Genomic DNA, 13,902 nt, shown 5'->3' on the forward strand with positions numbered 1-13,902 from the left:
CAACCGCGGCCTGATCAACACACCCCGAGAGTCAACCGAACCCGGGGCAGTCCCGAGTTCGGCAAACGACTGATGCGTGGTGATGCATGTCCAGGTTTCGTCGCGATCGCCGCCACTTTGAGAGTCTCCCTCTAGCCACAACGGGTGGTTGGGGTGGTCAGGACAGCGAGGCCAAGTCACCGGGCGGCGTGGTGCCCCGTCCTTCGATGAGATCTTCCTGGACGGCCTCAGCGACCCAAACCGATATCTCCTGAGCGGTCACTGGAAGGCCGGCGCTCCGCACGAACCCGAGGTGATCTTCCGCTCGGATGCGTACGGCGGCCTCAGCTCGGGGGCGCTCCATCGCGTTCGTCGCGACCAGGTCGTGTACGACGAGTTCGAGCCCACGGCTCACATCGTCGCCAAGATCGCGCAGGTACGTTGCGCGGGCTTCTGCTTGGTGGCGAGGGGTCACTGCCCGAGCATGCCATCGCGTCCTCGAAGATCACGCTGCGACGAACGAGACCTATCTGCGGCGCGGTCATCGGCATGAGCGGTTGTTGATCAAGCCCCACCCGAGAAGCTCGTCGACCTACAGGATGGGGTGTGATGTCGCCAATGACGCTGTCGCCTCTCGTCAGGCGGGTCACTTCGATAGCTGCTGCGGAACCCGAATGGCTCCGTTGCGGCCCGCCTTGTCGCTCCTGCAGTGAGGTGCCTGCATGGAGGAGCGCGAGCACGCCTGAGTCAGGTGGTGCGCCCGCCGGCGCCGCCGACCGACGCCGGGGGATACCGGATGACCCGCTCGTCAGCCGCGACCGGCGTGCCTTTGCCGTCGCGGTTGGACGTCGTGATCCACAGCGCGCCGTCGGGGGCGGGCACGACGTTCAGCAGCCGGCCGTACACGTCGGTGAGGACGGTCGAGTACTGCCCGACCTGCGGCGACGGGCTGTCCACCAATCCGCCCGAGATCAGCGTCTTGCCGTCGAGCGAGGTGACCCACAGCCGGCCCGATTGCACGGCGCAACCGCCCGGCCCGCTGTCGGCCGCAGGCAACGTCGACACCGGCTTCTTGGTCGCGGCCGAGGCGGTGGGCCAGCCGTAGTTGCCGCCGGAGGTGACGACGTTGACGACCGGCGCCGCCGACCCACGCTGCTCGACCTGGAAGACGTTGGGGCTGGCCGTCGACGCGCACAGCCCTGCCGAGGAGCGGAAGCCGCGCGCTAGCACGGGGGAGCGGGCGGTCGGGTTGCGCCGTACCGGCTCGCCGATGTCGGTGATCCGCAAGACCTTGCCGGCCAGGCTTGTCGCGTTCGCAGCCAGGGTCGGCCGCCCGGCGTCGCCGGTCGCGATGTACAGGTCGCCGTCGGCGCCGAAGGTGAGTCGTCCGGCATTGTCACTGCTGCCCCGCGGGATGCCGGTGAGTATCGGCGTGACCGGGCCCTTCAGCGTGAAGTCGACGACGCGGTTGTCGGTAGCGGTGGAGATGTAGGCGTAAATCAGGTTGTCCTCGACGTAGTCGGGCGAGACCGCGAGGTCCATCAGCCCACCACCCCCCGCCGTCGAAAGGCCGGTCAGCGTGCGGACGGTCGGCACCGGCTTGCCCGCCTTGGGCTGGACCCGAACGATGCGCCCGGTCGTGCGCTCGCCGACCAGCGCCGTTCCGTCGGGCAACAGCGCGATGCCCACCGGCGTGGTCAGCTTGCTGGCCACCACCAGCGAGTCCGGCCCGGCCGTGCCCGATGACGAGCCGGACGACCCCGCTGGCGGTCCGCTGCCGGTCGAACCGCTTTTCAGCGACGGCGTCGGAATGATCGGGTCGATGTGGACGCCGCCCTGGCCCTCGACGTCGGTACCGCCGGGGCTGGGTGAGAAGTCGGTGTCCGGGGAACCTGACGAGCAGGCGGTGACGAGGACCGCGACCGCCGCGACGGCGAGGCAGGAAGCGCGGCGCATGATCTCCAGTCTGCCTGGTCCAGCTGTGGGCGCCCCGCGGCTCCCTACTCTGGTGCCGTGATCACCGTCAGCGTCCCCAGCAACGATGCCCGTGACCTGCTCGGCGAACTGCCCGACGGCGTGCGGGTGCTCGTCTGGGACGGTCACCGCTCACGACCCGGGGGTGCCGACGACATCGAGTTCTTCGTCGGCCGCTACGACGCCGGCCCGCCGCCGCCCGACGTGCTGGCCGGTCTTTCCAGACTGAAGGTGATCCAGCTCGTTTCGGCGGGCGTCGAACCATGGTTGCCGGTGGTGCCCGACGGCGTGCTGCTGTGCAACGGACGCGGCGTCCACGGTCCGTCGACGGCCGAGCTCGCAGTCGCCGGGATGCTCGCCCTGCTGCGTCGCCTGCCCGCATTCGCCGCCGCGCAGCGCCGCCACGAGTGGGTCGACACGTCCACCGAGAGTCTGGACGGACTTCGGGTCCTGGTCATCGGCGCCGGCGACATCGGCGCCCGGATAGCCGCCGCGGCCCGGGTGTTCGGCGCTGAGACGACGATGGTCGCGCGCACCGCCCGCGACGGCGTACACGCGTTAGGCGAGCTGCCCGACCTGCTGCCGCAGCACCAGGTCGCCGCGGTTGCCGTCCCGCAGACGACAGAGACGGCCGGCCTCGTCGATGCTGCCTTCCTGGCCGCGATGCCCGACCGGGCGATCCTGGTCAACATCGCACGCGGCGGCATCGTCGACACCGCGGCTCTGCTGGCCGAGCTGCAGGCCGGTCGGCTGCGCGCCTTCCTCGACGTCACCGACCCCGAACCGCTACCGGGCGACCACCCGCTCTGGACCGCGCCCGGCCTGGTGCTGACACCACACATCGGGGGCGGCACCAGCGGATCGGACGGGCGCGCGTACCGGCTCGTCACGCGCCAGATCACCCGGTACGCGGCCGGCGAGGAGCTCGAAAACAAAGTGGCGAACGGATATTGACGGCTACCGGCGGCGACGGCGCTCGGGCGGGCCCTTCAGCACCGGGTCGGCCATCTCGGGCAGCCGCCCGCCGCTGGCCCGGGCCAACTCGGACAGCATCGAGACCCGCACGCAGGGCAGCCGGACGGCGCCGTCGCGCAGCACGGCGTACACGCTGCGTCCGGTGACCGACAGCCCGCGCACGTCGTTCCACGGCATGACCCGCTTGCCGAACGGTGCGCGCACCAGCAACCCCGCGCCGTTGACCACGGTGGCCGTGCGCGCGACGAAGACGCTGGCCAGCGCGGGGATGAGGAGCACCAGGATCCCGAGACCGACGCGGATGCGTGCGCCTTCACTACCGTCGGCGGCGAAGGCCACCGGGATCGAGCCGACCCAGAGGAACAGCACTGGCACCCATGTCATTGCGGGCAGCCGGAACACGCGCACCTCGGGCGTCGCGGTAGTCACGGCGAATCGGGAACGAGTGCGGACACGTCGAAACGGTACCCGTAAGGTTTTCAGACGTGAGCAGCGAGCAGACTCCCGCACAGCACCGCAAGCCGCACAGTTCGATCGTCACCGACGGGGTTGAGCGTGCCGCCGCCCGCGGGATGCTGCGCGCGGTCGGGATGGGCGATGACGACTGGCGCAAGCCGCAGATCGGCGTCGCGTCGTCGTGGAACGAGATCACGCCGTGCAACCTGTCGCTCGATCGGCTGGCCAAAGCGGCCAAGGAGGGCGTGCGCGCGGCCGACGGTTTCCCGCTCGAGTTCGGCACCATCTCGGTCTCCGACGGCATCTCGATGGGCCACTCCGGCATGCACTACTCGCTGGTGTCGCGTGAGGTCATCGCCGACTCGGTAGAGACGGTCTTCCGCGCCGAGCAGCTCGACGGCGGCGTGCTCCTGGCCGGCTGCGACAAATCGCTGCCCGGGATGATGATGGCCGCCGCGCGCCTCGACGTCGCCGCCGTGTTCCTCTACGCCGGCTCGACCCTGCCCGGTCGCTACCAGGACCGCAACGTCACCATCATCGACGCCTTCGAGGCCGTCGGCGCCTGCCTGGCCGGGCACATGACCCGCGACGAGGTCACCGCCATCGAGAAGGCGATCTGTCCGGGCGAGGGTGCCTGCGGCGGGATGTACACGGCGAACACGATGGCCAGCGCCGCCGAGGCCCTTGGGCTGTCGCTGCCCGGCAGTGCCGCGCCGCCCGCTCCGGACAAGCGCCGCGACGCGTTCGCGATCCGCTCCGGCGAGGCGGCCGTGGCGCTCGTCGACGCCGGAATCACGGCCCGCACCATCCTCACCAAGCAGGCCTTCGAGAACGCCATCACGGTCGTCATGGCGCTGGGCGGTTCGACCAACGCCGTCCTGCACCTGATGGCCATCGCGCACGAGGCGCATGTCGACCTCGATCTCGACGACTTCAACCGGATCGGCGACAAGGTGCCGCACCTGGCCGACGTCAAACCGTTCGGCTCCTACGTCATGACCGACGTCGACGCCATTGGCGGTGTTCCGGTCGTCATGAAGGCCCTGCTCGACGCCGGGCTGATGCACGGCGACTGCCTCACCGTCACCGGGAAGACGCTTGCCGAGAACCTCGCCGAGATCGCACCGCCCGACCCGGACGGCAAGATCATCCACTCGATGAGCTCGCCGATCCACCGCACCGGTGGGCTCACGGTGCTGCGCGGCTCGCTCGCTCCCGATGGCGCGGTGGTCAAGAGCGCCGGGTTCGACGCCGACGTCTTCGACGGCACCGCACGAGTCTTCGACCGCGAACAGGCGGCCATGGACTCGCTCGCCGCGGGTGAGCTGAGCCACGGTGACGTGGTGATCATTCGCTGGGAGGGCCCGAAGGGTGGGCCGGGCATGCGCGAAATGTTGGCCATCACCGGTGCCATCAAGGGCGCCGGACTCGGCAAGGACGTCCTGCTGCTCACCGACGGCCGCTTCTCCGGCGGGACGACCGGCTTGTGCATCGGGCACATCGCCCCGGAAGCGGCGCACTGCGGTCCGATCGCCCTGGTGCAGGACGGCGACCGGATCCGCCTCGACATGACCGCCCGCACGCTCGACCTCATGGTCGACGAGGCAGAACTGGAGGCGCGCCGGGCCGACTGGAAGCCGTTGCCGCCGCAATTCGACTACGGAGTCCTGCGCAAGTACGCGAAGCTCGTCGGCAGTGCAGCCCAGGGTGCGGTCTGCGACTGAGCGGAGCGAGAACGCCCGGTTCAGCCGGTCACTTGTTACCGAAGTCGACCGTCAGCCAGATCTTGTGGTGCGCGCGGTCGAGGTAGACATCGACGCCGACGTGGCGGAAGTGCTTGTTCAGGATGTTGAGCCGGTGGCCGTTGTACGGCGCCCGCTCGTGGTACATCGCCTTCTGCAGCGCCAACGCGGCGGCCGTCGTCAAGCGGTTCTTGTAGCCGATGTTCTCGCCGTCCTGGGTCCAGCGGTAGCCCGCGCGGTCGAGGCGGCGGCCGAGCGCGGACTCGCCGCGAAGCTGGTGCGCCATGGTGTTGCGGCGGGCCATGGCCAGGTTGTGACTGCGCGCCGAGGAGATCAAGCGGACGTCGGTTCGCAGTGCCCGCAGGTGGTTGGCCTGTCGTTCGCTGTTGAGCAGCGCGGTGACCGCGTTGGCGATGCTGCGTTCGGTCGATGTCCGGGCGTCTGCCGCAGCGGTGCCGATGAACAGCGGAAACAGCAGAGCGACAACGAGTCCGAGAGCGACGAGGAGGGCGGGGCGGCGAGTGGGGGTCATGGCATCCGTCCGAGAGGGGGCGCGAGTGGGCTGTCGTTCCCCTGGGCTGTACCGAAGCGCGGGTGCGATTCGAGCCCACCCAGGGTGCGATCACTGCCTACGGTGCGAATCGATCGGCGCTTGCGACGAGACCGGCGGGTCGGCGGAAGCGATGATGGGGGACTAGGTCCCCCCGACTCTGCCCGTGAGGGAAATGTCCCTAACGTCGCGCGACGAACGGATTCATGTGTTCACCTCCTCGGCCGCCGTGTACTGTTTCAGCCATGAGTCGCCTCGTACTCGTTAGCTGGCGCGCCGCCTAGGTTCTTCCAGAACTCCAGCGACGCGCTCACCCTTCGTGCTCTCGGCACGAGGGGTTTTTTGTTGTGATCTTGCAGTTGTTCGGTCAATTACCAGCTCCATCTAGAAGGGCACTCGGGATGACCAACCCGGCCAGCCACACCACCAGCAGCACCGCCGGTACCACCGAGCTGACGGGGGCCCAGGCCCTCGTGCGATCGCTCGAGAACGTCGGCGTCGACGTCATCTTCGGGATCCCGGGCGGAGCGATCCTGCCGGCCTACGACCCGCTCTACGACTCCACCAAGGTGCGGCACATCCTGGTGCGCCACGAGCAGGGGGCCGGGCACGCTGCCGAGGGTTACGCGCAGGCCACCGGCAAGGTCGGCGTCTGCATCGCCACCTCGGGTCCAGGCGCCACGAACCTGGTGACGCCGATCGCCGACGCCTACATGGACTCCGTGCCGATGGTGGCCATCACCGGCCAGGTCGGCCGTCCGATGATCGGCACCGATGCCTTCCAGGAAGCAGACATCTCCGGCATCACCCTGCCGATCACCAAGCACAACTTCCTGGTGCAGTCGGTCGAGGAGGTGCCGCAGGCAATCGCGAAGGCCTTCCACCTTGCCGCCACCGGCCGTCCCGGCCCGGTGCTCGTCGACATCCCCAAGGACGTCCTGCAGCTGTCGGCCCCCTTCGTCTGGCCGCCGAAGATGGCTCTGCCGGGCTACCACCCAGTCACCCGCCCACACGGCAAGCAGATCCGCGAGGCGGCCCGGTTGATTGCCGGCGCGCGTCGACCCGTCCTGTACGTGGGTGGTGGTGTGCTCAAGGGTCGGGCCACCCGCCAGCTGGCCCAGATCGCCGAGCTCACGGGCATCCCGATCGTCACTACGCTCATGGCCCGCGGGGCGTTCCCCGACAGCCACCGGCAGAACCTCGGCATGCCAGGCATGCACGGCAACGTCTCCGCGGTCACCGCGCTGCAAAAGGCCGACCTGCTCATCGCGCTCGGCACCCGCTTCGACGACCGGGTCACCGGCCGCCTCGACACGTTCGCCCCGAACGCGGCGGTCATCCACGCCGACATCGATCCGGCCGAGATCGGCAAGAACCGCATTGCCGACGTCCCGATCGTCGGCGACGTCCGCGAGGTGCTGCTCGAGCTGGCGCCGGTGTTGCAGGCCGAGTTCGACGCCGGCAACCGCACCGACCTCACCGAGTGGTGGCGCCAGATCGACAACTGGCGCGACACCTACCCGCTCGGCTACGAGGACCCGGCCGACGGCACGCTGTCCCCGCAGTACGTGATCCAGCGCCTCGGCGAGATCGCCGGCCCGGACACGATCTTCACCTCCGGCGTCGGCCAGCATCAGATGTGGGCCGCCCAGTTCATCAAGTACGAGAACCCTTACACCTGGCTGAATTCTGGCGGCGCCGGGACGATGGGCTACTCGGTGCCGGCGGCCATGGGCGCCAAGGTCGGCTGCCCCGACACGCTGGTGTGGGCCATCGACGGCGACGGTTGCTTCCAGATGACCAACCAGGAGCTCGCCACCTGCGCGATCGAGGGCATCCCCATCAAGGTGGCTGTCATCAACAACGGCAACCTCGGCATGGTGCGCCAGTGGCAGACGCTGCTCTACGACCAGCGCTACAGCCAGACCGAGCTCGGCACCCACAAGCACCGCATCCCGGACTTCGTGAAGCTGGCCGACGCGTACGGCTGTGTCGGGCTGCGTTGCGAGACGAAGGCCGACGTCGATTCCACGATCGAGCAGGCCATGGCCATCGACGACCAGCCGGTCGTCGTGGACTTCACGGTCGGCAAGGACGCCATGGTGTGGCCGATGGTCGCGGCCGGCGCCAGCAACGACGAGATCCAGACCGCGCGCGACATCCGCCCGAACTTCGACCACGGAGTCTGAGGCATGACCATCCACACGCTGTCCGTCCTCGTCGAGAACAAGCCGGGCGTGCTCACCCGCGTCGCGGGACTGTTCGCCCGTCGCGGGTTCAACATCGAGTCGCTGGCCGTCGGCCCCACCGAGGTGCCCGAGATCTCCCGCATCACCATCCTGGTCAGCGTCGAGGGCGCAGTGCTCGAGCAAGTGACCAAGCAGCTGAACAAGCTGATCAACGTCATCAAGATCGTCGAGCTCGAAGAGAAGCAGGCCGTGCAGCGCGAGCTGCTGCTGGTCAAGGTCCGCGCCGACGAGACGACGCGGCGCGACGTGCTGCAGATCGTCGAGTTGTTCAAGGCCAAGGTGGCCGACGTCGGACCCGAGGTGATCACCGTCGAGCTGACCGGTCGTCCCGACAAGCTCGACGCGCTGCTCAAGATGCTCGAGCCCTACGGCATCCGCGAGATGGTGCAGTCCGGCATGGTGGCGCTGGGGCGAGGGCCGCGTTCCATGACGCATGCAGCCCTGCGCGCGGTCGACCGCAGCGCTTAGAGACAATTCCGAAAACGAATCCAGGAAGAGGACGCACAAGCCATGGCAGTGGAGATGTTCTACGACGACGACGCCGATCTGTCGATCGTGCAGGGCCGCAAGGTCGCAGTGCTCGGGTTCGGCAGCCAGGGGCACGCACACGCGCTGTCGCTGCGCGATTCGGGCGTCGACGTCCGCATCGGATTGCTCGAGGGTTCCAAGAGCCGGGCCAAGGCCGAGGACGAGGGCCTGCGGGTCCTCACGCCCGGCGATGCGTGCGCCGAGGCCGACCTCATCATGGTGCTGGCCCCCGACCCGGCACAGCGCAAGCTGTATGCCGAGTCGATCGAGCCGAACCTCAAGGACGGCGACGCGCTGTTCTTCAGCCATGGGTTCAACATCCGCTACGGCTACATCAAGCCGCCGGCCTCCGTCGACGTCGCCATGGTCGCGCCGAAGGGCCCCGGCCACCTCGTCCGCCGCCAGTACGTCGACGGGAAGGGCGTGCCGGTTCTCGTCGCCGTCGAGCAGGACGCCACGGGGGGCGCGCGGGCGCTCGCGCTGTCCTATGCGAAGGGCATCGGGGGTACCCGGGCCGGTGCGATCGAGACCACGTTCACCGAGGAGACCGAGACCGACCTGTTCGGCGAGCAGGCCGTGCTCTGCGGCGGCGCGTCGCAGCTGGTCATGTACGGCTTCGAGACGCTCACCGAGGCCGGGTACGCCCCCGAGGTCGCGTACTTCGAGTGCCTGCACGAGCTCAAGCTCATCGTCGACCTCATGTACGAGGGCGGCATCGCCAAGCAGCGCTGGTCGATCTCCGACACCGCCGAGTACGGCGACTACGTGTCGGGTCCTCGCGTCATCGACGAGCGCGTCAAGGAGAACATGCAGGCCGTGCTCAAGGACATCCAGGACGGCACGTTCGCGGCTCGCTTCATCGCCGACCAGGACGCCGGCGCGCCTGAGTTCAAGGAGCTGCGGGCCAAGGGCGAGCAGCACCCGATCGAGACGACGGGTCGCAAGTTGCGTGGCCTGATGAGCTGGGTCTCCTCTGACGACGACTACGTCGAGGGCACCGCCGCCCGCTAAGCGGCACTGGACGGTCCGTCGCTAGGGTTCACCCTATGAAGCTCGCGGTGATCCCTGGCGACGGAATCGGTATCGACGTCACAGATCAGGCACTGCGCGTCCTCGATGCGGTGCTTCCTGGCGTCGAGCCCACGACCTACGATCTCGGAGCCGCGCGCTGGCATCGCACCGGCGAGGTGCTGCCCGATTCGGTGCTGGAGGAGATCCGCGGCCACGACGCGATCCTGCTCGGCGCGGTGGGCGACCCGTCCGTCCCGTCCGGGGTGCTCGAGCGCGGGCTGCTGCTGAAGCTGCGCTTCGCGCTCGACCACTACGTCAACCTGCGTCCCGCCACGTTGTACCCAGGCGTCAGCACGCCGCTGGCCGGCGAGCCGCCGATCGACTTCGTCGTCGTGCGTGAAGGCACCGAGGGCCCGTACGCCGGTAACGGGGGAGTGCTGCGCAAGGGCACCCCGCACGAGATCGCCACTGAGGTCAGCCTCAACACCCGCTTCGGCGCTGAACGGGTCGTCCGCGACGCATTCGCCCGGGCGCAGGCGCGTCCACGTAAGCACCTGACGCTCGTGCACAAGAACAACGTCCTGACCAACGCCGGCGACCTGTGGTTCCGCACCGTGCAGGAGGTCGGCCAGGACTTCCCGGACGTGACTATCGCCTACAACCACGTCGACGCCGCAACGATCTACCTCGTCACCGACCCGGGCCGCTACGACGTCATCGTCACCGACAATCTGTTCGGCGACATCCTCACCGACCTCGCCGCAGCAATCGCCGGCGGCATCGGCCTTGCAGCCAGCGGCAACCTAGACCCGAGTCACACCAACCCGTCGATGTTCGAGCCCGTGCACGGCTCGGCACCCGACATCGCCGGCCAGGGCAAGGCCGACCCGACGGCTGCGGTGCTGTCGGTGTCGATGCTGCTTGCGCACATCGGCGAACAGGAGGCGGCGGCAAAGGTCGAGGCCGCCGTCGCCGCCGACCTCGTCAGTCGCGAACCGAAGCAGCCGGGCAGCACGGCCGAGATCGGCGAGCGGCTGTCGAAAGCCGTCGCGGGGTGACGCAACCCCGCGCCGTGTGGCACACTCGGCTCGTGCAGTTCCAGCTCATCATCACCTCGATCATTAGTTAGGCGCGTCGGACCAAGCTCCCATCACCGACGCGCTCAACCCTTCGCCTCCTGGCGGAGGGTTTTTTGTTGCCCTGACACACCCGCGAAGAGGATCAGACCATGCAGACCGACGCCTTCCACGTCTTCGACACGACGCTGCGCGACGGCGCTCAGCGCGAGGGAATCACCTACTCGGTCGCTGACAAGCTCGCGGTGGCTCGGCTGCTCGACCAGGTCGGCGTCGGGTTCATCGAGGGCGGCTGGCCCGGCGCAATGCCGAAGGACACCGAGTTCTTCGCCCGCGCGGCGGCCGGCGAGCTCGAGCTGCGGCACGCGGTGCTCGTAGCCTTCGGGGCCACGCGCAAGGCAGGCGTCAAGGTCGCAGACGACGCGCAGGTTCGCGCGTTGCTCGACTCCCAGGCTCCCGTCGTCACCCTCGTCGCCAAGTCCGACGTCTGGCACGTCGAGCGTGCGCTGCGCACCACCCAGGAGGAGAACCTGGCCATGGTGGCCGACACCGTGGCCTTCCTCGTTGCTGAAGGCCGACGTGTCTTCGTCGACTGCGAGCACTTCTTCGACGGGTACAAACACGACCCCGACTACGGCGTACGCGTGCTGGACGCCGCCGCTTCTGCAGGAGCGGACGTCGGGGTGCTCTGCGACACGAACGGCGGCATGCTGCCCATGGGCGTGCACGACGTGGTGTCGAACGTACGTCGTCGCGCCGGTATCCGGCTCGGTATCCACACCCAGGACGACACGGGTTGCGCAGTGGCGAACACCCTGGCCGCTGTGGATGCCGGCGCGACGCACGCACAGGGCACCGCCAACGGCTACGGCGAGCGGGCCGGCAACGCCAACCTGTTCTCGGTCATCGGCGGGCTGGTCACCAAGATGGGCCTGGACGTCCTGCCCGAGGGTTGCCTACCCGAGATCTCTCGCGTCTCGCACGCCGTCGCCGAGATCGCCAACCTGTCGCAGGACACCCACGCGCCCTACGTCGGCGCTGCCGCGTTCGCCCACAAGGCGGGATTGCACGCGTCGGCGATCAAGGTCTCGCCCGAGCTCTACAATCACCTCGACCCGGTGGTTGTCGGCAACGGCCAGCGCATCCTGGTCACCGAAATGGCCGGTCGGGCGTCGGTCGAGCTCAAGGCCAAGGAGCTCGGGGTCGACGTATCGCAAGCACCCGAGGTCGTCGCCCGCGTCGTGGAGACGGTCAAGCAGCGCGAGGCCGACGGGTGGTCCTACGAGGCCGCCGACGCGTCCTTCGAGCTGCTGCTGCGCGACGAGCTCGCCGGCCCGGACGTCGCCCCACCCTTTGCGGTTGAGTCCTACCGCGTCATCACCGACAGCCGAGCCGACGGCGGCACGGTGAGCGAGGCAACGGTGCGGTTGACCGCAGGCGGCAGCCGGGTCATCTCGACCGAGGAGGGCAACGGGCCGGTCAACGCGCTCGACCGCGCGCTGCGCAAGGCACTCGAGCGCACCTACCCGCAGCTCGCGAAGATGGAGCTCACCGACTACAAGGTGCGCATCATGGCCGGCCGGCACGGCACCGACGCAGTGACCCGGGTGCTCATCGAGACGTCCGACCGCGAGCGCGAATGGACCACCGTCGGGGTGCACGGCAACGTGCTCGAGGCTTCGTGGCTCGCGCTGCACGACGCCGTCCGGTACGGACTGCTCACGACAACCCCGGGCGTCTGACGGCCTGTCAGGCGCACGTGCTGGCCTTGTTCTGCGCGCCGACGAGCCCTCATGCAGCACCGGGCGCGGTGTTGTCGCAGCGCACGACGTTCGCCGCCGGCGGATAGAGCCCGATCCCAAATCCTGGCCACCGACCCCGGACAACGTTGCGCGTGAACGTGTTGTTCGTGCCGTCGCCCGGGTAGAGGGCGTGGGTCTGGAACGCGTCCTGGTCGTCGCCCTGCGGATCGGTCACGGTGTTGCGCTGAACCAAGCAGCCGTTGCCCTTGTCGTCCACCGCGGATCCGCGCTGTTCTGGCCTGACTACCCCGTGTCGGTGAAGGTGTTGTCCGCCAGCAACCCCGGGTCGGTGCCCTCCTTCAGGTCGGCTCCCTCGGCGGCGATGTGCCGGAACAGGTTCGACCTGATCGCTGTCCGCTCGCTCTTGTCCTGTCCGTCGGTGCAGCCGTACTTCTTCCAGTTCGACTGCGCGGAGCCGACGTACACGCCCGCGCCGCACTGCGGCCTCTGCAGACCGGTGTCGTGGATCGACGAGTTCTGCAGGACACCGTCCGACGAGCAGGACCGGAAGTGGACACCTTCCTCGCCGGTGTCGTACACCTCGACGTTGTCGATGATCGAGTGCTGTGACCCGTCCAGGACGATGCCCTTGGTGGCATTGCGGACGGTGATGCCGGTGACGTGCCAGTAGTTGGCGGTGAGCCAAAGGCCGTAGTCGCCCTTCGTCGAATCGGACTGCAGGATTGCGCCGCGTCCGCCCTCGAGGGTGATCGGATGATTGGCGGTGCCGCTGGCGGCGAGCTGCCACCGGTCGCCCTTCCGGTTCTGGTACCTACCGTCGGCCAGCCTGATGACCGTCCCGGCGCGCGCCGTGGCCAACGCCGTAACGAGCTGCGCGGGAGTGGCGACGGTCCGCGTCGGCGCCGGGGTGGCGAAAGGCGTGCCGGACGGGATCAACGGTGGCGATTGCGCCGGTCGCGAGCTCGGATCCGAACGGTGCGGGCTCGACGACGTGCATGCGCTGGTCGCGGCGAGCACCGCGACCAGGGCGGCGACCTAGAGCCGGCGGATGCGCACGCTACGAGCTGAGCCGCTCCCCGCGGGTCTGGCTGGGCAACGGACGCAGCGTGCCCAGGATGCAGGACGCGCAGTCATGGGCGCACGCCGCGCCCGCACCATCGTGCGAGCAGTCCGTCATAGCACCGGCCCGTTGCGCGGGCTGGTCGGCATCGGTGATGTGCAGCTCGGTGGGATCGTGCTGGTGTCCGCAGTTGCACAGTTGGCCGAACTTCTGCGGCGACGCGGCGATGGCTGTCTCGATCGCGGCGTCGAGGCGGGTGTCGGCGGCGTCGATCCGCAGCGAGTGCAGCACGCCCCAGGCCAGCAGCGCGAGAAGCAGCGCAACGACGAGCGCGATGATGACGAACGCCCGAATGACCGCGGTGCCGGGCCCGGTGGCGGCGACCGTCCCGACGGCGACGAACAGGACGGAGAACAGCCCGAGGGTGGCCGCGAGCTGCTTGCGCTTGTCCACGGGCAGGGCCGACAGCGGTGAGGACACGTCATCAAGTATGCGCGATCCGCGCGGCGGACACGGCGCTGGGCCGAAGCGCGAACCCC

At 68.8% G+C, this 13,902-nt stretch carries 14 protein-coding genes; 8 read left to right on the plus strand and 6 right to left on the minus strand.

The features are described from left to right. Nucleotides 1–726: 726 nt before the first annotated feature. Entirely contained in the window at nucleotides 727–1,935 is a 1,209-nt protein-coding gene (locus tag ACFFC4_RS11910) for a PQQ-dependent sugar dehydrogenase (protein WP_375501066.1), read from the minus strand. Nucleotides 1,936–1,992: 57 nt separating this feature from the next. Between ACFFC4_RS11910 and ACFFC4_RS11915 the strand changes: the two genes are divergently transcribed. Next, nucleotides 1,993–2,907, plus strand: coding sequence for a 2-hydroxyacid dehydrogenase (locus ACFFC4_RS11915; RefSeq protein WP_375501068.1), 915 nt, complete (start codon nucleotides 1,993–1,995; stop codon nucleotides 2,905–2,907). A 3-nt stretch (nucleotides 2,908–2,910) separates the two neighbouring features. Here the strand turns inward: ACFFC4_RS11915 and ACFFC4_RS11920 are convergent, their stop codons facing one another. Next, nucleotides 2,911–3,357: a PH domain-containing protein gene (locus ACFFC4_RS11920; protein WP_375501070.1), complete on the minus strand. Its 447-nt coding sequence runs from the start codon at nucleotides 3,355–3,357 to the stop codon at nucleotides 2,911–2,913. A 56-nt stretch (nucleotides 3,358–3,413) separates the two neighbouring features. Here ACFFC4_RS11920 and ilvD point away from each other — a divergent pair, with 56 nt between their 5' ends. Beyond that, a complete protein-coding gene (gene ilvD / locus ACFFC4_RS11925) occupies nucleotides 3,414–5,108 on the plus strand; it encodes a dihydroxy-acid dehydratase (RefSeq protein ID WP_375501072.1) in 1,695 nt (564 codons plus the stop codon). Between the two features lie 28 nt (nucleotides 5,109–5,136). Here the strand turns inward: ilvD and ACFFC4_RS11930 are convergent, their stop codons facing one another. Beyond that, the gene (locus ACFFC4_RS11930; RefSeq protein ID WP_375501074.1) at nucleotides 5,137–5,658 is read right to left on the minus strand and encodes a CAP domain-containing protein; all 522 of its coding nucleotides are present in this window, start codon (nucleotides 5,656–5,658) and stop codon (nucleotides 5,137–5,139) included. Between the two features lie 365 nt (nucleotides 5,659–6,023). On the opposite strand from ACFFC4_RS11930, the gene ACFFC4_RS11935 reads away from it, so the two are divergent. From ACFFC4_RS11935 to cimA, 5 genes are all read left to right on the plus strand, one after another. After that, entirely contained in the window at nucleotides 6,024–7,865 is a 1,842-nt protein-coding gene (locus tag ACFFC4_RS11935; protein WP_375501076.1) for an acetolactate synthase large subunit, read from the plus strand. 3 nt (nucleotides 7,866–7,868) lie between these two features. After that, on the plus strand, nucleotides 7,869–8,393 hold the full coding sequence (ilvN, locus tag ACFFC4_RS11940; protein ID WP_375501078.1) for an acetolactate synthase small subunit: 525 nt from the start codon (nucleotides 7,869–7,871) through the stop codon (nucleotides 8,391–8,393). A gap of 42 nt (nucleotides 8,394–8,435) precedes the next feature. Continuing rightward, nucleotides 8,436–9,464 carry a ketol-acid reductoisomerase gene (gene ilvC / locus ACFFC4_RS11945; RefSeq protein WP_375501080.1) on the plus strand — a complete coding sequence of 343 codons (1,029 nt, stop codon included), beginning with the start codon at nucleotides 8,436–8,438 and terminating at the stop codon, nucleotides 9,462–9,464. Between the two features lie 35 nt (nucleotides 9,465–9,499). Further along, entirely contained in the window at nucleotides 9,500–10,522 is a 1,023-nt protein-coding gene (locus ACFFC4_RS11950; RefSeq protein WP_375501082.1) for a 3-isopropylmalate dehydrogenase, read from the plus strand. A 170-nt stretch (nucleotides 10,523–10,692) separates the two neighbouring features. Further along, nucleotides 10,693–12,282, plus strand: coding sequence for a citramalate synthase (gene cimA / locus ACFFC4_RS11955; protein WP_375501084.1), 1,590 nt, complete (start codon nucleotides 10,693–10,695; stop codon nucleotides 12,280–12,282). A 49-nt stretch (nucleotides 12,283–12,331) separates the two neighbouring features. Here the strand turns inward: cimA and ACFFC4_RS11960 are convergent, their stop codons facing one another. After that, a complete protein-coding gene (locus ACFFC4_RS11960) occupies nucleotides 12,332–12,559 on the minus strand; it encodes a hypothetical protein (protein WP_375501086.1) in 228 nt (75 codons plus the stop codon). A gap of 26 nt (nucleotides 12,560–12,585) precedes the next feature. Beyond that, complete coding sequence (locus tag ACFFC4_RS11965; protein WP_375501088.1) at nucleotides 12,586–13,161, minus strand: right-handed parallel beta-helix repeat-containing protein; 576 nt, start codon at nucleotides 13,159–13,161, stop codon at nucleotides 12,586–12,588. A gap of 22 nt (nucleotides 13,162–13,183) precedes the next feature. On the opposite strand from ACFFC4_RS11965, the gene ACFFC4_RS11970 reads away from it, so the two are divergent. Then, nucleotides 13,184–13,342 carry a hypothetical protein gene (locus ACFFC4_RS11970; RefSeq protein WP_375501090.1) on the plus strand — a complete coding sequence of 53 codons (159 nt, stop codon included), beginning with the start codon at nucleotides 13,184–13,186 and terminating at the stop codon, nucleotides 13,340–13,342. Nucleotides 13,343–13,360: 18 nt separating this feature from the next. Here ACFFC4_RS11970 and ACFFC4_RS11975 read toward each other — a convergent pair whose 3' ends face one another. Continuing rightward, nucleotides 13,361–13,843: a hypothetical protein gene (locus ACFFC4_RS11975; RefSeq protein WP_375501092.1), complete on the minus strand. Its 483-nt coding sequence runs from the start codon at nucleotides 13,841–13,843 to the stop codon at nucleotides 13,361–13,363. Between the last annotated feature and the right edge of the window lie 59 nt (nucleotides 13,844–13,902).

This window comes from uncultured Jatrophihabitans sp. (assembly GCF_964244045.1).
Lineage (GTDB): Bacteria > Actinomycetota > Actinomycetes > Mycobacteriales > Jatrophihabitantaceae > Jatrophihabitans.

Coding starts and splice junctions, on each gene's coding strand:
- ilvN (WP_375501078.1), top strand. CDS start 7,869: ATGACCATCCACACGCTGTCCGTCCTCGTCGAGAACAAGCCGGGCGTG.
- cimA (WP_375501084.1), top strand. CDS start 10,693: ATGCAGACCGACGCCTTCCACGTCTTCGACACGACGCTGCGCGACGGC.
- ACFFC4_RS11950 (WP_375501082.1), top strand. CDS start 9,500: ATGAAGCTCGCGGTGATCCCTGGCGACGGAATCGGTATCGACGTCACA.
- ilvC (WP_375501080.1), top strand. CDS start 8,436: ATGGCAGTGGAGATGTTCTACGACGACGACGCCGATCTGTCGATCGTG.
- ACFFC4_RS11910 (WP_375501066.1), bottom strand. CDS start 1,935: ATGCGCCGCGCTTCCTGCCTCGCCGTCGCGGCGGTCGCGGTCCTCGTC.
- ACFFC4_RS11930 (WP_375501074.1), bottom strand. CDS start 5,658: ATGACCCCCACTCGCCGCCCCGCCCTCCTCGTCGCTCTCGGACTCGTT.